This is a genomic window from Methylovulum miyakonense HT12, from assembly GCF_000384075.1.
Lineage (GTDB): Bacteria > Pseudomonadota > Gammaproteobacteria > Methylococcales > Methylomonadaceae > Methylovulum > Methylovulum miyakonense.
This window is the reverse complement of record NZ_KB913025.1, coordinates 3,452,422-3,472,399: the sequence shown is the minus strand read 5'-3', so window position 1 is coordinate 3,472,399 and position 19,978 is coordinate 3,452,422. Positions and strand designations below refer to the sequence as shown.

20 protein-coding genes are annotated in these 19,978 nt (G+C 53.0%); 8 read left to right on the top strand and 12 right to left on the bottom strand.

From position 1 onward, the window contains the following. Positions 1-168: 168 nt before the first annotated feature. The 6 genes from fabV to METMI_RS0117020 all read right to left on the bottom strand — a co-directional run bounded on the left by fabV (position 169) and on the right by METMI_RS0117020 (position 7,053). Positions 169-1,365, bottom strand: a complete 1,197-nt coding sequence (gene fabV, locus METMI_RS0117050; protein ID WP_019867511.1) for an enoyl-ACP reductase FabV — start codon at positions 1,363-1,365, stop codon at positions 169-171. A 329-nt stretch (positions 1,366-1,694) separates the two neighbouring features. Then, positions 1,695-2,627 (bottom strand): hypothetical protein, encoded by a 933-nt coding sequence (locus METMI_RS0117045; protein ID WP_019867510.1) that lies wholly within the window; start codon positions 2,625-2,627, stop codon positions 1,695-1,697. Positions 2,628-2,876: 249 nt separating this feature from the next. Then, positions 2,877-3,872 carry a zinc-dependent alcohol dehydrogenase family protein gene (locus METMI_RS0117040; RefSeq protein WP_019867509.1) on the bottom strand — a complete coding sequence of 332 codons (996 nt, stop codon included), beginning with the start codon at positions 3,870-3,872 and terminating at the stop codon, positions 2,877-2,879. Between the two features lie 122 nt (positions 3,873-3,994). Beyond that, entirely contained in the window at positions 3,995-4,270 is a 276-nt protein-coding gene (locus tag METMI_RS0117035; protein WP_019867508.1) for a TfoX/Sxy family protein, read from the bottom strand. A 132-nt stretch (positions 4,271-4,402) separates the two neighbouring features. Beyond that, positions 4,403-6,343 carry a hybrid sensor histidine kinase/response regulator gene (locus METMI_RS24460; RefSeq protein WP_019867506.1) on the bottom strand — a complete coding sequence of 647 codons (1,941 nt, stop codon included), beginning with the start codon at positions 6,341-6,343 and terminating at the stop codon, positions 4,403-4,405. After that, complete coding sequence (locus tag METMI_RS0117020; protein ID WP_029151769.1) at positions 6,340-7,053, bottom strand: response regulator; 714 nt, start codon at positions 7,051-7,053, stop codon at positions 6,340-6,342. The genes METMI_RS24460 and METMI_RS0117020 overlap by 4 nt, the downstream gene beginning before the upstream one ends. A 408-nt stretch (positions 7,054-7,461) precedes the next feature. Here METMI_RS0117020 and METMI_RS24455 point away from each other — a divergent pair, with 408 nt between their 5' ends. Both METMI_RS24455 and METMI_RS0117010 read left to right on the top strand, forming a co-directional pair. Then, on the top strand, positions 7,462-7,638 hold the full coding sequence (locus METMI_RS24455) for a type II toxin-antitoxin system HicA family toxin (protein ID WP_198007937.1): 177 nt from the start codon (positions 7,462-7,464) through the stop codon (positions 7,636-7,638). 63 nt (positions 7,639-7,701) lie between these two features. Next, positions 7,702-8,034 (top strand): type II toxin-antitoxin system HicB family antitoxin, encoded by a 333-nt coding sequence (locus tag METMI_RS0117010; protein ID WP_019867504.1) that lies wholly within the window; start codon positions 7,702-7,704, stop codon positions 8,032-8,034. 119 nt (positions 8,035-8,153) lie between these two features. Here METMI_RS0117010 and METMI_RS0117005 read toward each other — a convergent pair whose 3' ends face one another. From METMI_RS0117005 to METMI_RS0116990, 4 genes are all read right to left on the bottom strand, one after another. After that, entirely contained in the window at positions 8,154-8,633 is a 480-nt protein-coding gene (locus tag METMI_RS0117005) for a nuclear transport factor 2 family protein (RefSeq protein ID WP_019867503.1), read from the bottom strand. 164 nt (positions 8,634-8,797) lie between these two features. Next, positions 8,798-9,403 (bottom strand): glutathione S-transferase family protein, encoded by a 606-nt coding sequence (locus tag METMI_RS0117000; protein ID WP_019867502.1) that lies wholly within the window; start codon positions 9,401-9,403, stop codon positions 8,798-8,800. Positions 9,404-9,405: 2 nt separating this feature from the next. Next, positions 9,406-10,014, bottom strand: a complete 609-nt coding sequence (locus METMI_RS0116995) for a pyridoxamine 5'-phosphate oxidase family protein (protein ID WP_019867501.1) — start codon at positions 10,012-10,014, stop codon at positions 9,406-9,408. A gap of 55 nt (positions 10,015-10,069) precedes the next feature. Beyond that, a complete protein-coding gene (locus METMI_RS0116990; protein ID WP_019867500.1) occupies positions 10,070-10,615 on the bottom strand; it encodes a carboxymuconolactone decarboxylase family protein in 546 nt (181 codons plus the stop codon). A 132-nt stretch (positions 10,616-10,747) separates the two neighbouring features. On the opposite strand from METMI_RS0116990, the gene METMI_RS0116985 reads away from it, so the two are divergent. The 4 genes from METMI_RS0116985 to METMI_RS0116970 all read left to right on the top strand — a co-directional run bounded on the left by METMI_RS0116985 (position 10,748) and on the right by METMI_RS0116970 (position 13,960). After that, complete coding sequence (locus tag METMI_RS0116985; protein ID WP_019867499.1) at positions 10,748-11,641, top strand: LysR family transcriptional regulator; 894 nt, start codon at positions 10,748-10,750, stop codon at positions 11,639-11,641. A gap of 128 nt (positions 11,642-11,769) precedes the next feature. After that, positions 11,770-13,074, top strand: coding sequence for an OmpP1/FadL family transporter (locus METMI_RS0116980; RefSeq protein ID WP_019867498.1), 1,305 nt, complete (start codon positions 11,770-11,772; stop codon positions 13,072-13,074). Between the two features lie 34 nt (positions 13,075-13,108). Continuing rightward, positions 13,109-13,525 carry a YeeE/YedE family protein gene (locus tag METMI_RS0116975; protein ID WP_019867497.1) on the top strand — a complete coding sequence of 139 codons (417 nt, stop codon included), beginning with the start codon at positions 13,109-13,111 and terminating at the stop codon, positions 13,523-13,525. Between the two features lie 9 nt (positions 13,526-13,534). Beyond that, a complete protein-coding gene (locus METMI_RS0116970; protein WP_019867496.1) occupies positions 13,535-13,960 on the top strand; it encodes a DUF6691 family protein in 426 nt (141 codons plus the stop codon). A gap of 169 nt (positions 13,961-14,129) precedes the next feature. Here METMI_RS0116970 and METMI_RS24450 read toward each other — a convergent pair whose 3' ends face one another. Together METMI_RS24450 and METMI_RS0116960 are read right to left on the bottom strand one after the other, a co-directional pair. Further along, positions 14,130-16,301, bottom strand: coding sequence for an enoyl-CoA hydratase-related protein (locus METMI_RS24450; RefSeq protein WP_019867495.1), 2,172 nt, complete (start codon positions 16,299-16,301; stop codon positions 14,130-14,132). A 63-nt stretch (positions 16,302-16,364) separates the two neighbouring features. Continuing rightward, positions 16,365-17,420: a GlxA family transcriptional regulator gene (locus tag METMI_RS0116960; protein ID WP_019867494.1), complete on the bottom strand. Its 1,056-nt coding sequence runs from the start codon at positions 17,418-17,420 to the stop codon at positions 16,365-16,367. Positions 17,421-17,849: 429 nt separating this feature from the next. On the opposite strand from METMI_RS0116960, the gene METMI_RS0116950 reads away from it, so the two are divergent. Then, the gene (locus METMI_RS0116950; RefSeq protein ID WP_019867492.1) at positions 17,850-18,527 is read left to right on the top strand and encodes a CerR family C-terminal domain-containing protein; all 678 of its coding nucleotides are present in this window, start codon (positions 17,850-17,852) and stop codon (positions 18,525-18,527) included. Continuing rightward, a complete protein-coding gene (locus METMI_RS0116945; protein ID WP_019867491.1) occupies positions 18,514-19,956 on the top strand; it encodes an efflux transporter outer membrane subunit in 1,443 nt (480 codons plus the stop codon). The genes METMI_RS0116950 and METMI_RS0116945 overlap by 14 nt, the downstream gene beginning before the upstream one ends. The last annotated feature ends 22 nt before the right edge of the window (positions 19,957-19,978 follow it).

Below are 19,978 nucleotides of genomic sequence, written 5' to 3'. Positions count from 1 at the left end.
GGAGCCACAACGGTATGGCTGCTGATTTTTGCCTGTCCCGTCCTGGCATCCTTAAAACGGGGACAAGCATTTTCAGGTGGTTAAAAACCAAACTGGAGTACAAACCTAAGTTTGTACTCCAGTCCTTTTGCCTAAGGGCTTAGGTTTAATTACAAACCCGGCCCTGGCTTAAAAATTTGTGGCCACTTGCGGGCTAATATCCGCATCGTAATCCACGCCTGCAAAACCGAAACCGAACAGTTTTAAGAAATCCTCGCTGTAACTTTTGTAATCGGTGGTTTGCATCAAGTTATCTTCCGTCACGTCCGCCCAGATGGCTTCCACTTGGGCCTGTATCGCGGGTTCCAATTCCTTTTCATCCACACGGTAACGGTTGGCCGCATCCATGCGCGGGTTATTGCTGTACAAACACTCGGTAAACAAACGTTGGATTTGTTCGATGCAATGTTCATCCGTGCCCGCCGCCTTCATCACCTTAATCAAGATGGACAAATACAGCGACATCAGCGGGATGGCCGAGCTGGCTTGGGTAACCAAGGCTTTTAACACCGCAACGTTGGCATGGCCTTTGACGTCCTGCAACTTGCTGGCTATCGCCGTTGCCGCACGGTCCAAATCCTCTTTGGCTTTGCCTATGGTCGCTTGCCCGTAAATGGGCCAGGTCAACTTGTCGCCCAAATACGTGTAGGCAACCGTCTTCACGCCATCCGCCAACAAACCGGCGGCCTTTAAGGCATCAATCCATAATTCCCAATCTTCGCCGCCCATCACTTTGACGGTGTTGGCTATTTCCGCTTCCGTCGCCGGTTCCAGGGTAATCTCGGAGATTTTCATGGTGTCGGTGTTCAGGTTTTTGGAAGTATAAGGGTTGCCGATAGGCTTGAGCACCGACGAATAAACTTGGCCGGTCACCGGATCGGTGCGGCGTGGCGAGGCCAGGCTGTAAACGATCAAGTCCACTTTGCCCATGCCGCTTTTCAACACGTCGATCACTTGGTCTTTCACGTCATTGGAAAACGCATCGCCGTTAATGGTGTGGGCGAACAAACCTTCAGCGGTGGCGGCGTCATGGAAGGCGGAAGTGTTGTAGTAGCCTGGCGAGGCGGTTTTGTCCGACGCAGGTTTTTCAAAGCAGACCCCTAAGGTTTTTGCACCGTAACCGAATGCGGCGGTAATCCGTGAAGCCAGGCCATAACCCGTTGAACAGCCGATAACCAAGACATTTTTAGGGCCGGCAACATCGCCTTTTGCAGCAAGGCCTGCTTGCGCTTTGGTATAGGCGATTTGTTCTTGGACATGGGCGGCGCAACCTTGTGGATGGGCATTGGTGCAAATAAAACCGCGGACTTTTGGCTTAATAATCATGGGGCAATCCTGTATAGGGTCTGGTCGGCCAACGTAGGGCCAACAATGGGGCGTGGATAAAAATAGCCATTATAACCTGCCTAAGGCACAACAATTCTATAAAGTGCGCTGAATTTAAATCCATAAGAGTTCCTGACCAACGGGATGCCCCCCTACAGTGAACTGCCAGGAATTGCATACCGAAGGCAGTCGGTACCCCGTTCCGTAGCGCTTTAACCATCAACAACACAATATTATAACGTATTGATTTTATTATTTTATTTTTAACTTAACGGCGTTGGGTTACAAACCCCGCCCCGCTTTAAGTCAATTCCGAACCAATCCCCCCACTAATTTTTAGAACTCAGGTTTTTGATGATTTCTTCCAAGGGCACTAGGTTCAGCTTGATCCTAAACAGGATTTCCTTGTTTTCAAGTAGCCCATAACATTCGTAAGTCCGCAGCATGATGCTGGTGTGGTTGAGGGTGTTTTCTGTTGATTCGGGCAATTGCTTGACCAAAATATGCAATTTATCGCCATTTTTTAATTGCTGTATCAGCAGACGGTCAACCGAAATGTCATGCGAGGTGTAAACCATCGGATTGGCTTTGAAATCGTGGTTCTCAAGCTGGGCTTTGACCAGCAAAGCCCCCGATGTCAAGCTGCAAGGAAACACTTCAGGATACTGGGCGACATGGGTCAATTCATCAAAATAATCGGACTGTTCGGCTAAGGAACCCGACAGGAAGTTTTTGACGTTGCCGTTATGCATCCATTTGCGTTTTAAAAAAAACTCGGTGCCCGGCACTATGGTTTTATCGGACACCTTATTGAGGTCGGGTAAAGTGCTTAAATCCGTATCAGCCAGAAACAAGGGGGTTTGGGTTTCTTTTTTATAGCCCAGCAAAATGGTTTTTCCTTGTGACTTGATGGAAACCCGGTTAGTCAAGGTCAATTCAGGAATGGTTTTGATCAGCGTTTTTTTTATCTCCAGGGACATCTCTTGGCGCGGCCGCAAGGCATTGACAAAGATCATCTGGTAATTGCTAAAGCGCAGTTTCTTGTCGGCGATGATTTGCTCTTCATGCTGCGCTTCGCGGTACAAGCGCATTTGGTATTCGATCAGCGTGTTCAGCTGGAAACCCAACACAATCGGGCCTTTGAACGGGTTGTGGGTGATTTCCAGCCATTTATGCTTGTCGTGGAACAGATTGAAATCGTCGGAAGCGTTGCGCGCCACTTCGATATGGATTTGTTCAAAGGTGAACAGGTTTTTTTTCATTTTCTAATCATCCAAATAAATCAATGATGGTGCAGTTTCCTAAATACTCAGCCACTGTTTTTTTGTCGGGTAACCCTAAAAGCGGGTAGGGGCGTTTTCCGTCGGGGGTTTAAAGCTTGCCCATTGCACCGGGAACCGTGCCGACCAACGGGTAGGGAAAACACTGGGCATAATAAAAGCCTGACCCCTTAGGGAACAGGCTTTTTACCACACCTCGTCACTGAAAATGAAAAATCATCTTGAAAACGTTCAAACCGACAGCACGACCTTGCCTACCGTATGCCCTGTTTCCAGCAAATCATGCGCTAGGCTGGCTTGGGATAAGGGCAAGACCTGGCTGACATGGACGCGCAGTTTCCCGGCATCAATGTATTCTGCGCATTGTTTGAGCACGGCAATATGCTGGTCACGGGCCGAATGCAAATCCCGCAACATCGGCGTGAGCATCAGCTCAAAACCCAGCAACAAATTCCGTATCCGCGCTTCGCTTAAATCGACATTTTTGGGCTCCAACAAAGTCACCAGGCGTCCGAAATGTGCCGTAAGCGGGATGCTGGCTTTAAAAACCTCCCCGCCTACGGTGTCAAACACCAAATCCGCACCTTGCCGGCCGGTCAGGCGATAGACGGCTTCGGCGACATCTGTTTGAGTGTAGATGATTGCTTCATCAGCCCCTAGCGATTTGACAAACGCGGCTTTTTCAGCCGAGCTAACCGTGGTGATGACCCGTGCGCCAGCGATTTTTGCCAATTGGATGGCGACATGCCCTACCCCGCCCGCGCCTGCCTGGACCAGCACGGTTTGCCCTGCTTGCAATCCGCCGCGCCCAAACAACGCCCCGTATGCGGTGATCAGCACCAACGGCGCGGCGGCGGCATCGGTAAATGATAAAGTGGTGGGCATCAGGCTGGCCCAGCGTTGGTCAAGTACGGTGAATTCGGCGTAATTGCCTTGTTCGCGGCCTAATCCGCCATGGCAAAACCAAACCTTATCACCGGTTTTAAATTGGCTGACAGCGGAACCGACCTCAACCACTTCCCCTGCCCCGTCACAACCTAAGACGGCAGGCAATGCGGCATTGGGATACAGCAAACCGTTACGCCGGATTTTGGTGTCTACCGGGTTGACGCCAGCGGCACGGAGGCGGACTTTTATTTCGGGGGCTTGGCTGATGTTGGGTTCGGCTATCGTTTGCCCGGTTAACACATCACTACCGCCGACGGCGGCCATCAATACGGCTTTCATTTGGATTTCCTTTATTTTGAAGGGTGACAAAGATCATGAAGGGCAATAAACGGCCAGTCCGGAGTTTTTTCGGTTCAAACCCGATTCAAACATTGGCCTAGCCCGCCTACGGAAACCGCCTTTTACGGCATAACATTTTGTTTTTCATATTCTTCTAAAGCCAGCAACAGGCTAGTCCGGTGCAACCGCGCAACCTCTTGCCAAGGCTGGTTGCTGAGCGCCGCTTCCAAAGCCCACAGCAGGTTAAGGCTAACAGGGCCACCCGCCCGTTTCACTTGGACATAAGCGGCGACCGAACCCAAACCGCGCAATTGTTGCAAGCTAGTGATGCCCGCTTGTTCAAGCATTTGCGTGGATTTCGACCCGATATTGGGCAAGGCGGCCAGTGAATTTATCATCTGTTAATTTTAACCTAAAATTTCGTAAGCCCGGATAGCCGCCATGACAACAGCCTCGAAACCAGGGACGGCCGTTCCGATTCCAACCGTGCCCCGGCCAAACCGCATGGGCATGGCTTCCAAGCTGATGCCCTATGAATTGTCTTCAATACGTGCGGCGAGCTGCAACACCTCTTCGGGCAGGAAGGGTTTTTCCAGGCAGGGCAAACCGGTTTCCGCTATTAAAGGCGCAATGTTGGCGGATAAGGTGTCACCCGTAATCAAGGCCATATGTCCGGCCAACCCAGGATGCCGTTCCCGCAATGTCCGCCATAAGGTGATGCCGTCCATGCCCGGCATCCGCATATCCGTAAACAGCAGGTCGCAAGGGTTGTTTTCCAACCAATGCAAGGCGGCGGCGCCACTGCTGGCGACATGCACGGCATAACCGGCCGAACGCAAAATATCCGCCAATACGGCGGCGACTTCCTGCTCGTCATCAACAATCAGCACCGTGCCTTCGTGCTGGCCGTCAGAATACCCGGTGCGGCGATCAGACAAGCCCCTGCCCTTTTGCCCCGTTAACGGCAGGCTCAATTTGAATGAGGCGCCGGACTTTGAATTTTCCAGCGTCAATTCACCGCCATGTTCGCGTAAAATCGCCCGGCTGACCGATAAGCCAATGCCTGTGCCCATGCCTTCCTTTTTAGTCGTGAAAAACGGTTCAAAAATACGCCCTTCGAGGCCTTCCGGCACCCCCGCGCCATTGTCGGTCACTTGTAAATATTGATGGCCCGCCACGCCGCCCGTTTTTAACCGCAGCTTCCTGGTGCCGGAAACCGTAGATAAGGCTTGCTGCGCATTGACCATCAGGTTGAGCAGCACTTGCCCGATTTTATCGGCGTCCATTTCCACAGGCGGCAGGCCGGTATCCAATTCCAGCGCCACTTCTATCCCGTCCGAACGGAGGTTGTAATTCAACAGGTCAACGGCACCCGTCGCCACATCATTGAGTGACGACCATTTGCGTTCCACGGGTTTCTGGCGCGCCATAGACAAAAAGGTTTTGACAATGCGCCCGCAACGGTCAGCGGCGATGCGGATCCGTTCGGCATCGGCCTTCACCTCGGGATCTTTGGCCTTATCTTCCAGCAACGCCGCCCGCCCCATTAAGATGGCGAGCGGGTTGTTCAGTTCATGGGCGACCCCCGCCAACAACGCGCCCATCGCGGAAAGCTTTTCGCTTTGCAACAAGGCCTCCCGTTGCTGGGCCACTTGCTCTTCGGCCCGCTTACGTTGGGTATGGTCGGCGACAAAAGCCGTGTAGGAAAGGTTCTGGTCAACAGGCGTGACAAAAATAGTCAGCTCTATCGGAAATTCATGCCCGTCCGCATGTAAGGCGTTAAGCTCCAAATGGGTGCCAATGACCCTGGCTTGCCCTGTCAGCAAAAACCGTAGCAAACCGGCCCGATGCGCCGCCCGATAATGTTCGGGAATGATCATGTCCGCCAAATCCCGCCCCACTATTTGCCCGGCGCTGAAGCCAAACACCTGCTCGGCGGCGCGGTTAAATTCGGTGACAACCCCTTGCTGGTTCATGGAAATGACCGCCATCATGGAATTGTCCACCACCGCCCGTTTGAAGGCTTCGTCCGCTTTCAGCTTTCCTAGGGCTTCACGGTGTTTGCCAAAACACTCGGCGATAATGTCCAACGTAGGCTTCCACATGGCCGGCAGCATCGGCTCAACCGGCTCTTGCTGATGGCAGGCCTGTTGTAAATAATCGACCAAACGCAAGGCGGGGGTGATGAATTTGCGCCGTAAAACCTGGAGATAAACCAGCAGTGTTGCCCATAATGCCAGCAAAATGAGGCCATAAGGCACGAGATGCCAGTTGACCGGCGACAATAGCCCGGCGTGGGGGATGGCGGCGTCCTGTCCTACCAACGGTGACGCCTGGCCGCGAAGCACAACGGCCTCAAGCACCGCCAAAATGACGACCCAAGCAAACAGCGGCAGCGTGATGTAAATGCACCAGCGGCGGTACCCCTTCCCCACCCGGCATCCGGCAGGATCGGGTTTGCCTTGGCTCATGGCAGCAACAGCATATAGCCTGAACCGCGCACGGTCTTTAAGACTTCGGGCTTATCAGGATCCGCTTCAATTTTCCGCCTCAGGCGCATCACCCGCAAGTCGATGGAACGGTCATACACGTCCCAATCCCGATGGCAGGCCAGTTCCATGATTTGGTCACGGTTCATGACTTTGTTGGGATGCTCGACAAAAACTTTCAACAAATCAAACTCCATTGACGTTATCGCGATTTCCGCGCCATCCCCACCGTACAAGCGGTGTTCGCGCAAGTCCAGCTCGCACCGCCCCAGGCTGACCCGATGTGGCTTGGCCAGGGCGGGTTGGCCAGTATCGGCCTTGGCGAAGACCCGCCGTAAGACGCTCTTTACCCGCGCCGACAGCTCGCGCAAATCGAAAGGTTTGGCCACATAATCGTCCGCCCCCAATTCCAGGCCGATGATCCTATCCACCACTTCCGCCGCCGTGGTCAACATCACAATGCCGGTTTGCGGATGGTTCTCGCGTATCCACCGCGCCAAAGACAAACCGTCCTCACCCGGCATCCGCACATCCAATATCGCTACATGGGGAGGGGCTGTCCTGAACACTTCACGGGCGGCCTTGGCACTTTCGGCAGCCGTCACTTCATATTGGGTACCAAAATACTCAAGCGCAATTTCCCTGAGGTCTTGTTCATCATCAACAAAAAGCAGTTTATGTAGCTCCGGCATGGCTGTGTTCTCAAAAACAGTGGCTAAACGGCCCAAGTATGACAGCAAGCCCCCCTCCCGTCAGCCATTGAAACGATTGAAACAATAAAGCCACAGTCAGTGCTTCCTTGTTTCCTTAAGCGAAATGGCAGTTGGCCGCTACGGGATATAAAGCAAGGCGGGACAGGAATTGCAACGGCGGCTGGGCCATTGGGCTGCCCACCGTCCTTAACTTTCAAGATGCCGCTGGACACTGAAAATGTTACGGGACTGTCCAGCAAGCCGTTCTAGCAAACACTAAATGCCCGCGCCCTTTCAACGTAAAAGATTGATCGGCGATCCGTCAGAACACGAAGTGAAACTACCCTACTTCACTAAAGAAATTCAAATAGCTTTTTATTGCTATCGTTTTTTGATAGCATAAAATCCATGAACGCCAAGCACACTAAAACCCTGCAAGCCATTTTTGCAAAACCGACCACAGCCACTCTCGAATGGATACGCATCGAAACGTTATTTATTGCGTTAGGTTGCCGTGTTATCGAAGGGCGTGGGTCGCGTATTCAATGGCAAAATTACAGCGTTCCATCGCCCGCATCCGGCTAAAGAGGCCAAGCCTTATCAAGTCGAGCAAGCGCGGGATTTCTTGACCGTTATTGGAGTTAAACCATGAACACATTAACCTATAAAGGCTACACCGCCCGTATTGACTTCGATGACCGCGACAATACTTTAGTTGGCAAGTTGTTGGGTATCCAAGACATCATCTGCTTTCACGCCGATAATGTTGCGGATTTACATGCGGCGTTCGAAGAGGCGGTGGATGATTATTTGGAAGCCTGTGAAAAAATCGGTAAATCGCCTGAAAAACCTGCAAGCGGCAAATTGCTGCTTAGGGTTCCGCCGGAACTACATGCAGCGGCTTTGGTTAAGGCACAGTCCGTTGGCAAAAGTCTTAACCAATGGGCTATTGAAGCGTTGAATCGTGAAATTAGTGCTTAGCTTCATTGCTAGGATTACGCTATCGCTTCATCCCAGCCTTAAACGTTTCAAAGTCTCGAATAACTTCAAAAACATTAAGATGCGCTTCACTCACGTTCAGCACATCCTACATGCTGATTCTACAATCCCAACTCGCTCAAGCCAGGATGTTCGTCAGGGCGGCGGCCTTGCGGCCAATGGAACAGCCGTTCCGATTCGGCAATCGCCAAATCATTAATGCTGGCATAGCGTTTTTGCATCAGGCCGTTGTCGGCAAACTCCCAATTTTCATTGCCGTAAGAGCGGAACCATTCGCCTTTGTCATTATGGCATTCGTAGGCAAACCGTACGGCGATATGGTTGTCGGTGAACGCCCACAATTCTTTGATCAGGCGGTATTCGTGCTCACCCGCCCATTTGCGGGTTAAAAATTCGATAATTTGTTCGCGGCCTTGGGGGAATTCGTTGCGGTTGCGCCATTGGCTGTCTACGGTATAGGCCAAAGCCACGCGTTCAGGGTTACGGTTGTTCCAACCGTCTTCCGCCATACGGACTTTCTGCGTGGCGGTGTCGCTGGTGAAAGGTGGGAACGGCGGGCGGGGTTCGTCGATAGTTGTCATGGTTTAATCCTCTAGTTAGTGATGGAGATTGTCCACGAAACACACGAAAAGCACGGAAGCGTTTTATAAAAGCACCCGGACGGGTTGTTGTTAGGACTAACCATCATCCCATTTCCGTGACTGTTTTTCGTGCTTTTCGTGTGTTTCGTGGACATCGCTTAAAATCAGCCTTGCCACATCCCCGGCATCCCCACATAACCCGGCAGGGCTTGGATGCGGCGCTGCCAGGCGATTATCGCCGGATAAACGGAAAGGTCAATCTTGCCTTCAGGCGCCAAAGCAATGTACGGGTATATGGCAATGTCGGCAATGGTCAGATGCCCCAACGCCAACCAATCGCTTTCAGCCAATTGCGATTCCAAAACATGCAGCAAATGGGTGGTGATTTGCCCGGATTCGGCCACATTGATCTCACGCCCGAATTGATAGTGGACGCGCAGCCGGCTAGGCCCCCAAGCCAATTCGTTGGCGGCGGTGGCGAGCCAGGCCATGACTTGCGCCATTGCCGCCGGCTCGTCCGGCAACCAATGCGCATCGCCGTATTGCCGCGCCAAATACACTAAAATGGCATTGCTGTCGCGCAGGCAGAGGTCGCCGTCAAGCAACACCGGCACTTGCCCGAACGGGTTCATGGCCAGGAATTCGGCGGACTTATGTTGTTTTTCACTGCCGTTGACGGCGATGCCCTCGTACTCCAAACCCAGTAATGACAGCATCAAGCGGATTTTGTGGGCGTTGCCGGATACGGCGAATTCGTAAAGTTTAAGCATGGCTATATCCTATCGTTAAGGGATCGGGTTTTTAATTGTTCAATTTCCGCCAGCAAGGGGGCAATCACCTGATCGACTTCCGCTTGGCTATAACGCGGCGTGATATGCTGCGGGCAATTCCAATCATAAGCCTCGACACGGATGACGATGCCGCGTTCCACCCGCGCACGGTAAGACGGCACTTCCAATTCCGCCAGCAACTCCGGCTCGTCGTGGGCATGGGCAATGCGCACGGTTCCCCAAACCTTCAGGCGCCGCCGGTTCGCATAATCCATCAAAAATAATGAAATACGGTTATTGGCATTGAGGTTGCCGACGCTGAGGTACTGGACGTTACCACGGAAATCGGCAAAACCCAGCGTACGGTTGTCCAAGACTTTGAGAAAGCCCACCGGCCCGCCACGATGCTGGACATAAGGCCAGCCCGTTTCCGATACCGTGGCTTGGTAAAAACTGTCGCGTTGGGCAATAAAGCCGGTCTCCTGTGGGGTCAAGACATTGCGTGCCTCGTCGGTCAATTCGAAACGGCGGTTTTTTTCGCGGCTGCCGTATAAGCTTTGCGCGGCTTTGACGCTGGGGGTGAAGGTGATGTCTGCAAAGGCCATTGCCATGACGATGCTCCTGGAAAAATCGGCGGTGCCACGCACCGCCGGTGGGTTTTAACAATTAAGCCGCCAGTTTCAGTTCGACCTTAGGGAAGTCGATGTCAACACGGCTGGCCTTACCGATCAGATTGGTGAAGATGTTCATCGCGACATGGGTGATAATCTCGACGATTTCCGCATCCTTATAACCTGCATCCCGCGCTTCGGTAATTTCAGCCGTGGTGACTTCGCCCATATTCTCCACCAAGGAACGGGCAAACTTGACCGCCACCGCCGCCTTGGCATCTTGGCTGGTGCCGCTGCGGTTGGCTTGGATTTCGGCGTTGTCCAATCCGGCTTTATGGCCGATGGCGGTATGGGCTGACACGCAGTATCCGCAGGTGTTTTGCTGCGCCACCGCCAGGGCGATGCGCTCGCGGGTTTGCGGGTCAAGGCTGCCCTCGCCCGCTATGCTATGCAAACCCAAAAACGCGCGTAAGGCGGACGGCGAATTGGCAAGGATTTTTAAAAAATTAGGCACGATGCCCAGTTTGGCCTGGATGGCATCAAACAAGGCTTGTTGTTCGGCGTTGGCGGTTTCTTTAGTGACGGTGTTGATACGGCTCATGGCCATTCTCCGGTAGTGGTTTAAGTGTGGGTGTCACCCAATGTGTCTTGGGTGGGCATACTGTATATAATTTCACTATCAAGAAGAATAGCCATAATTTACAATATATTATTACGATAATTGGAATGGTGTATGGACAGGCTAGATTTGATGGCCGTATTCGTGGCGGTCGCCGAAGAACAAAGCTTTGCGGGGGGCGCGCGCCGCCTGGATATGTCGCCGCCAGCAGTGACGCGGGCGATCGCCCGTTTGGAAGAACGCCTGAAAGTCCGGCTGCTTACCCGCACCACCCGTTATGTGCGCGTGACCGAAGCGGGGCAGCGGTATCTGGAAGATGCGCGGCGTATCATCAGCGCCGCGGATGAAGCCGATGAGGCAGTGGCGGGGATTAACGGCATCCCCAAAGGCCATTTGGCCATCACCGCCCCCGTGTTGTTCGGCCAGCTTTTTGTGATGCCAGGCATAGTCGAATACCTGGGACGGTATCCGGACATGGAAGTGTCGGCGGTGTTTCTTGACCGCGTCGTCAACCTGTTGGAAGAGGGTTTTGATGTCGGCATCCGCATTGGCGAATTGCCCGATTCCAGCATGAACGCCATCAAAGTCGGCCATGTCCGCCGGGTGGTCTGCGCCTCGCCCGAGTATCTCGCCAAACAGGGCATACCGCAGCAACCCGCCGACCTCAGCCAGCACCTGATTGTCGCCACCAATAGCGCTTCGGCCGCAATGGAATGGAAATTCGCGCAAGGGCAGACGGTTAAAATCAAGCCGCGCCTGACCACCAGCAATAACGCTTCGGCGATTGAAGCGGCATTAAAAAACCTCGGCGTGGCGCGGTTGTTGTCTTACCAAATCGCGCCGTATCTGGCCTCGGGGACGCTACAATCCGTGCTGGACAGGTTTGAGCCAGAGCGTTTGCCCATCCATGTCCTCCACCGCGAAGGGCGTTATGCTTCGGCCAAAGTCAGGGCCTTTGTGGATTTGACCGTGGCCAATCTGCGGTCACAGTCCTCATTAAACGGCTAAGCGCTGGCGGCAAGGCACAATACGCTTATGATTTTTTTCGAACTATAGTTCTAATTATATCGTTTTACCAGAAAGACAACTCATCGTTACCATGTCCATAAACCTGCTATGACTCAAGGAATATGAACATGACCCACCTGAAAAAAACGCTATTGTTGGCTACCGCCATCAGCACCGCACTAGCGACAATCCCTTTAACCGCCCATGCCACCAACGGCTATTTCGCGCACGGCTACGGCGTACGCAGCAAGGCGATGGCCGGGACGGGGACGGCGTTTTCGCAAGATGCCGTCGCCGCCGCCATAAACCCGGCGAGCCTGGCTTATGTCGGTGACCGTCTGGACTTGGAACTGGAACTGTTCAGCCCGCACCGGGAATACCGCGTGCAAGGCGCGCCCACTTTAGCCCCAGGCGCTTTCCCGCTTAACCCCGGCACCGTTGAGAGCGATAACGATTTCTTCCCCGTGCCTACGGTGGGTTGGAGCCATAAGCTGGACAGCCAGCAAACCGTAGGCGTCGCCTTGTACGGCAATGGCGGCATGGATACCGATTACCCCGGCTTCACCAACCCCTTATGCCCGCCGGGAAGCAGCGGCAAGGGCACTTTTTGTGCGGGACGTACTGGCATCGACATGATGCAGGCTTTCATCACCGCCACTTATGCCCGCTCTTTTAACGAGGGCCGTTTTGCCCTGGGCATTTCGCCGGTTTTCGCGATGCAAACCTTCGAAGCCCACGGTTTGGGGTCTTTTGCGGGCTTTTCCAGCAATCCGTCCCGTTTGACCAATAACGATACGGATTTCTCGTTCGGCGCGGGTTTTAGGGTCGGCGGCCAGGCGGAATTGCTGCCTGGCGTGCGTTTGGGCGCGTCTTACAAAAGCCGTATCTACATGTCGGAATTTGACAATTACGCCGGATTGTTTGCAGACCAAGGCGGTTTTGATATTCCCGACAGCTTTAATGTCGGCCTGTCCTGGAACGTCAGCCCTCGCTTCATCACCGCCTTTGATGTCGAACACATCCGCTACAGCGACATCAAATCGGTCGGCAGGCCTTTGCTCCCCTTGTTCCAAGGCGCCGCTTTAGGGACGGCCACGGGGCCCGGTTTTGGTTGGAACGACATGACCATCTACAAATTTGGCGCACAATGGCAACAAAACGGGAACTGGACGTGGCGCGGCGGTTTCAGCTATGGGCAACAGCCGATTGAAAATACCGAGGTGCTGTTCAACATCCTGGCACCGGGCGTGCAGGAATGGCATCTGACGGGAGGCTTCAGCCACGCCCTCAGCAAACAGGATGAACTGAGCTTTGCGGTCATGTATTCGCCGGAAAAAACGGTTTCCGGCCCCAACCCTTTGAGCCCAGGACAAACCATTGACCTGGCGATGACGCAATTTTCATTGCAATTCGCTTGGTCGCGGCGTTTTTGATGTAATAAACGGTTTTTTAAACGGAACAGGAAATATGACAGCATTTACCGTTTTATCGGCTTTGGCAGGCGGTGCGCTAATTGGTTTGGCTTCGGCATTGTTGCTTTTCACCCACAACCGCATCGCCGGGATTTCCGGGATTGCCGCCGGGATTTTGCCGCCCTGGGGCGCTGACACGGGTTGGCGGCTATGGTTTCTGGCCGGGCTCATCATCAGCGCGCCGCTGTATAGGTTGGCAGGCTATGCCATTCCGGTGCAGATTGATGCGCCCTGGGTGGCCATGGCCGCCGCGGGGCTGCTGGTCGGTTACGGCAGCCGTCTTGGTGGCGGCTGCACCAGCGGCCACGGCGTGTGCGGCATTGCCCGCTTGTCGGTGCGCTCCATCGTGGCGACGCTGGTTTTTATGTTGGCCGCCGGACTGGTCGTTTATCTTAGCCGCCATGTGCTTTGAGGGGGGATCATGGGTAAACATATTGCCGCGTTTATTTTCGGCCTAATTTTTGGCTTGGGCCTGATCATCGCCCAAATGACCAACCCCGCCAAAGTGCTGGCGTTTTTGGATGTCAGCGGGGCGTGGGATCCCAGCCTGGCACTGGTCATGGCCAGCGCCTTGTTGACTTTGGGCCTCTTGCAACGTTTTATTCCTGGCCTCTCCGAGGAGTCCGCCACGCAACAAGACCAAGCGTCTTGCGGCACCCCAAAATCCCAGATTGATGGCAAACTCATAGTCGGGGCGGCGATATTCGGCATAGGCTGGGGCTTGTCCGGCATTTGCCCGGGGCCTGCGTTGGTCGGGTTAACCAGCGGGTTGTCCGGCAGTTATGTGTTCATCGGGGCGATGTTCGCCGGATTTGTGCTGTTTTATGGCTTGCACCGGAGGCAGTGACGCGATGGGCATGCCCGGCAACCTTTACGGGTTGGAGTTGGTGGTAACACTACAACCGTCATTGCCGAAACCTGTTATTCCGGCAAAGGTTACCGGAATAACCGTTTATCTTTTCGGGCGGCGACCCAAGGCCTTCTATGGGCGTCAATGTTTTTCGCCACTTACTTTGTTATATTGACTCAACATATTGTTTTTTTATATAAAAATTAAACGGCATATCGGAATCAACAATATGCCTGCCCCATTTATCCATAAAATCCTGAATGTCACTTTGTTTCCATAGGCCATTTTCGATTTTATGATCAATGTCAGCCAATTTCTCCAGCATGGCCCGATGTTCTTGTGCATGGGCTTTATAATTTTGATAGTCCGACTGCTGCATCCGTTTTTCTTCCGTCCTAAAATGCGCTTTGACATGCTGATAGACCAACTCAATATTTTTTCTTAGCGCTTCGTTAGTGACAGAAGACACCAATTGATTGGCCAATAGGAAAATTTCTTTATGCTGGCTATCCACAACGTCATTGCCCATTTGATAATAATCTTGCCAAACGAAGGGGCTTCCCGTCGATAGCTTGTTATCGTCATTATTTTGACGATGTTTGGCAATGTTTTCGGGGGTTGCCTTAACGTTGCACGCCTTATAAACAAAAGCTTGCCGTGCCGTATGATATTGCTCGCCGCCATAAAAATTGGCATACATTTGGGTCAGCTCCATTTTCCTGTAGGCCGCCAAGGGTTTTAAGGCTTCGTCATGGCAACGGTTCTTGGCTTTATCCATCAAGCACTGCCTAAATGCCTCGGAATCGGCTATCAGGTTATTGACTAGATGCCTGACCTGGGCGGCAAAAATAGTATGGTTTTTGTCGAGCACCCTATCGATAAAACCTATCCGCCACGCTTTTTTGGCGCTTATCGGTAAACGTTGTTCGGTCAAGGTATTTGCCATTTCCTTACCAACGCGCTTGGGTAGCAAATACGTCCAATATTCGGAGCCGTACAGCTCCCCCATGTTCTTATAATGCGGGTTAAAAATCGCCCCTTCCCTGGCAAACACCTGATCCGTAGCCAAAGCCAAAATCGCCCCGCCCGCCCCGGCACTACCCGCCACCGCAGAGATGGTCAATTTATCCAGCGTGGTGATGATCTGATAGATCAGGTCATCCATCGCATTGATGTTTAACCAGGATTCATCCGCCGGACACGTTGCGGCTTCAATATGGTTAAGGTGGATGCCATTCGAAAAACAGGCCTCGCCCCCCATCAGCACTATCGCTTTGACTGGCAAGATGGCGACGTATTGATAAACCGAAAGTAAAAGCCGGCATTGTCCGGTACTCATGGCGCCGTTGTGAAAAGGAAAATATAAATAAGCGACATCAGCCTCTTGTTCGTACCAAACTTCTTGGCAAGGCAATTGCCTCCCTGGCTTGGTATAGTCGATGTCCATCCATCTGACAGTTTTTGACAACAAACCTTTTAAAGCCGACACCGCAGCCGCTTGTTTAATTTTTAACCCATTGGTGACAAAAGTGGCGGGCAGCTTTACCCCTGTGGCCCCCCATTCCAATTTCGGTTTGAGGTGCCCTATCCAGATGGCGCCATCGACAGTTGCCCGGCAAATGGCATGGTTGGCAGTGGCAATGATCTCACCTGCCTTGCCGGTCAAATGGCTTTCCTTATGCGCATTAAAAATAAAGACCGGCTTGCCATCCAGCTCATCCAGTACGCCTGGGCTACCGTCGGCGGCGTTAATCCGCCTTAAAATCTCATCGGTTTTATGCACTTTCCAATTGATGGCCCGATCCGCTTGTTTCATGGCGGGCTGTAGCTTGCCTTTATAATCAGCCCTACTGTAGTCTTGCTGTTCGGGTTTAAAAAAGGGGGAATCGAAATAACTTAACACTTCCCATAAACAATCCACTGCCGCTTGGGTCACTTCGCGGTAGAAAAGGCTGCTTTTGGTCGCTTGGCGCATAGGAAACGTTTTATGCGCCCAAATGGGGCCGGCGTCCATTTCTTCAGCGGCTTCCAGCAATGACACGCCCCATTCCGGTTCGCCAGCTTGGATTGCCCAATCCAATGAAGACGGGCCCCTGTCGCCTTTAGTGCCGGGATGAACGATGAGGCATTTATAATTTTCATAAATTTCTTTAGGAAGACGCCGGGTTAAAAAAGGGCACAGTATCAAATCCGGTGTAAATAGCGACACCCCTTCTATCAAAGCCGCCATATCCCCTAAATGCAGTTCAACTGAGACGGTATAGCCAGCATCCTCAAGTTCGGTATAAAAACGTTGGGTTAAGCCTGAAAATGCCGATGAAATGAGTAAAATTCGCATAATGGACTCCTTATAACCAATAGGTGGCAAACAAGACTGTCATGCCCTTTGGACAGATGGCTCCTAGGCCGCCTTGCATTGATAATCATCAGAAAAGCCAAAACGGTCACGGTAATTTTGCGGATTAATTCCCAAGTGGCGGATAAAAGCGCGGCGCATACGTTCCGGGTCAATAAACCCGGATTTTTCAGCTACAGCCTCTATTGATAACTTAGTGCTTCCCAGATAATGCCGGGCGGCATCAATACGCGCCAATTCCACAAACTTGGCAGGTGTCATGCCTGTTTCCGCTAAAAAATGCCTGGCAAAATTGCGGGGGCTCATACAAACCCTTTCCGCCAATATTTCGACACGCAAATCTTCTGTCAAATGCAACATAATCCAAGCCTGTAAATCTTTAAGCTCAGGGCGGCTAGCCTCACTGGTCAAATAGGCACTGAATTGGGATTGTCCGCCTGGCCTTTTTAGAAAGACCACCAGATAGCGTGCAACCAGTAAAGCCAACTCACTGCCCCAATCCTCCTCGACCATTGATAAGGCTAAATCAATGCCTGAGGTGATACCTCCCGATGTTGAAATAAAGCCATCCCGCACGAAAATCCGGTCTGGTTCAACATTGACCAAGGGATAATCCCGCGCCAACCATTCACAATAATCCCAGTGGCTGGTTGCCCGAAGCCCGTCCAAAAGCCCGCTTTCCGCCAGCAAGAACGCCCCGGTACAGACAGATACTAGCCGCCTGACTTTTGGTGCTATTGCCCGAATCCACACCTGTAATGCAGGGTCGCATAAAAGGCAGCTGACATCAGGTGCGCCAGCAACGACTAAAGTATCAATATCGTCATGGACGTCGTTATAGGATTTATTGGCAATAATCTGAAGCCCGCAGGATGTCGTTATCGGCCCCGGCTTAGCCGCCAACACCTCCATAGGATAGGCGAGTCCAGTGCAAACACCGGCCTGTTGCAAGCGATTACTGGCGAAGGCAAACACTTCCATCGGGCCGGCAGTGTCAATAATTTCAACTCCAGGATAGACAATTATCTTGACCGGCCTAATTTTCGCCTCACGAACCTGGGGAGGCGGTATGGCGGATGGGGACACGAAAGGGTTGTTCATTTATCCTCCTCACATAGAAACTGCAAACTGGCATGCAACGCCATGTTCTAATTATTGTTCTAAACACACTGTTCTTTTACATACGAACCAACCTATGCCATCAGCCCCGTGACCACCTCTTCTGGGGATAATGGCTTCATCCATATCCTCCCGCATTACCTGCTTTTACACAACGACAGTGTTCCCTCGTTTTCTGCCAAAATTGGCGGCCCTTAAACTGGCCTCATCAGCCCTGGCATAACCGGCTTTCCAAACCAATTTTTTGCGAGATAGCCCGTGACAAACCGGCATGGAAAAATAGCAACGGGATATTTTGCAAAAATTTTTCCCAACCACCCAAACAACTTTCAATATCAAAAAATTGACAATCAATCGTTTGATTGACACAATATAAATCAATCGTTTGATTTATTCCCTATTGAGGATATTATGGCCAAACCGTCAGCCACCCAAACAGATGCCAACAACCCCCACCCCCGCAGCCGGTTGGTAATGGCGGCATTGCGCATTTTCGCCGAAAAAGGCTTTGAAGGCGCGACCACCCGTGACATCTGCGAATTGGCGGGGGCGAACATTTCCGCTATCCGCTACTACTTCGGCGACAAGGCGGGGCTGTACCGGGCGGCCTTCACCGAACCCATGTGCGACGCGCCTTGCCATACCCATATAGAGGCATACGCCAGCCTGGCCTTGCCGGAAGCCCTGCACTTGTTCTTCAGGGAATTTCTTGACCCGCTAAAAAAAGGCGAAGAAGTCAGGCTGGTCATGAAACTGCATTTCCGGGAAATGATCGAGCCTACCGGCGCTTGGCAGCAGGAAATTGATGCCGAAATCAAGCCACAACACGAAGCGTTGGTGTCTTTGCTGGAACAGCACTTAGGGCTTAAGGGCGTGGATAGCGATGCGCATCGCTTGGCATTCGCCATTATTGGCATGGCGGTGCAGTACTATGTCGGACATGAAGTGGTGTCGGCCATTTGCCCAGAATTGCTGGACACGCCCGAAGCCATAGACACGCTATCCGAACGTCTGGCAGGTTACGCCGCCGCGATGATCGAAGGTGAAGCCAAACGCCGTCTGTTGGGTCCAGGCCATGAAGGGCATTGATATGCGTCCGCTACATCTTATCGTTATCCCGTTGCTGCTATCAGGCTGTGGTTTAAAGGGAGGTTGGCTCATGACGGTCGGCCCGGATTACCAAAAACCCACGCCGCCCGTGGCCAAGCATTGGTACGCACCCGCGGCCATCGCGCACCAAGGTGAGGTGTCCACGCTAAGCCACTGGTGGGAAAAGTTTAATGACCCCGTGCTCAGCCGCTTGCTTGCCGCCGCGCAAACCGAAAGCGCGACCATCGCCAATGCCAAGGCACGTATCGGACAGGCGCGGGCGAGCCTGATCGGCGCGGATTCGATGTTCCTACCCAAATTGGATGCCAGTTTAAGCAGTAGCCGTTCGTCCTTCTCCTTCGGGCAAGCACCTTTCCTGCGCACCCAACACCAGCTCGACGTGCAATCCAGCTGGGAAATTGATTTGTTCGGCGGGCTGGCAAGGCAACAAGAAGCGTCGGCCCGCCAGTTGGAATCGCGCACGGCGGCGTGGCATGATGCCCGCGTCGCCGTTGCGGCGGAATTGGCCAACGCTTACCTGGCTTACCGTTATTGCGAAGTGCAGAAACAACTGGCGCAAACGGACGCCGATTCCCGCTTATCCTCAGCAACGCTTTTGGACATGGCGGCCCAAGCGGGTTTGCGCAATTCGGCGGACGCCGCCCTCGCCCGTGCCAGCGCTTCCGAAGGCAAGAAATCCTTGCTGCAACAAGAAGCGCAGTGCGAACGTTCCATCAAAGGCTTGGTGGCGATGACCGGGTTGGAGGAAACACAGCTACGGCAATGGTTGGCGCCAAAGCCCGGACAGGAGGCCCGGCTGCCCAGCCCGCCGCCCTTCACTATCAATGCCATACCCGCCAAAATGCTCATGCAACGGCCTGATGTCGCCGCCGCCGAACGCGATATGGCGGAAGCCAGCGCCAAAATCGGCGTCGAACAGGCCAAACGCTTCCCTAAACTCAGCTTGTCGGGAAATATCACCCCGGTTTTCCAGAATATCAACGGTGCGGCTTTGACCTTGGCGGAAACTTGGTCGATCGGGCCGACGCTGAGTTTGCCGCTGTTCGATGCGGGCAAACGCGCCGCCAATGTGGAAGCCGCCAAAGCCGATTATATCGCCGCCACCTCGCAATTCCGCGCCACCGTACGGACAGCCGTCAAGGAAGTCGAAGACGCGTTGGTGCGTTTGGCCAGTGCCGGGCAACAACTCCCGCAAGCCCGTTCAGCGGCGCAGGGTTACCAAACCAACTACCAGTCCGCCCAAAAGCTCTACGAAATCGGCCTGGGCAATTTGCTGGACGCCGAAACCGCACGGCGTTCGATGGTGGCCGCCGATTTGGCCATCCAGGGTCTGGAACAAGAAAAGACCAGCGCCTGGATCGCACTGTACCGCGCTGTCGGCGGCGGTTGGGAAAAAAATACGCCATAACCCTTGACGGGTTTCCCCTTGG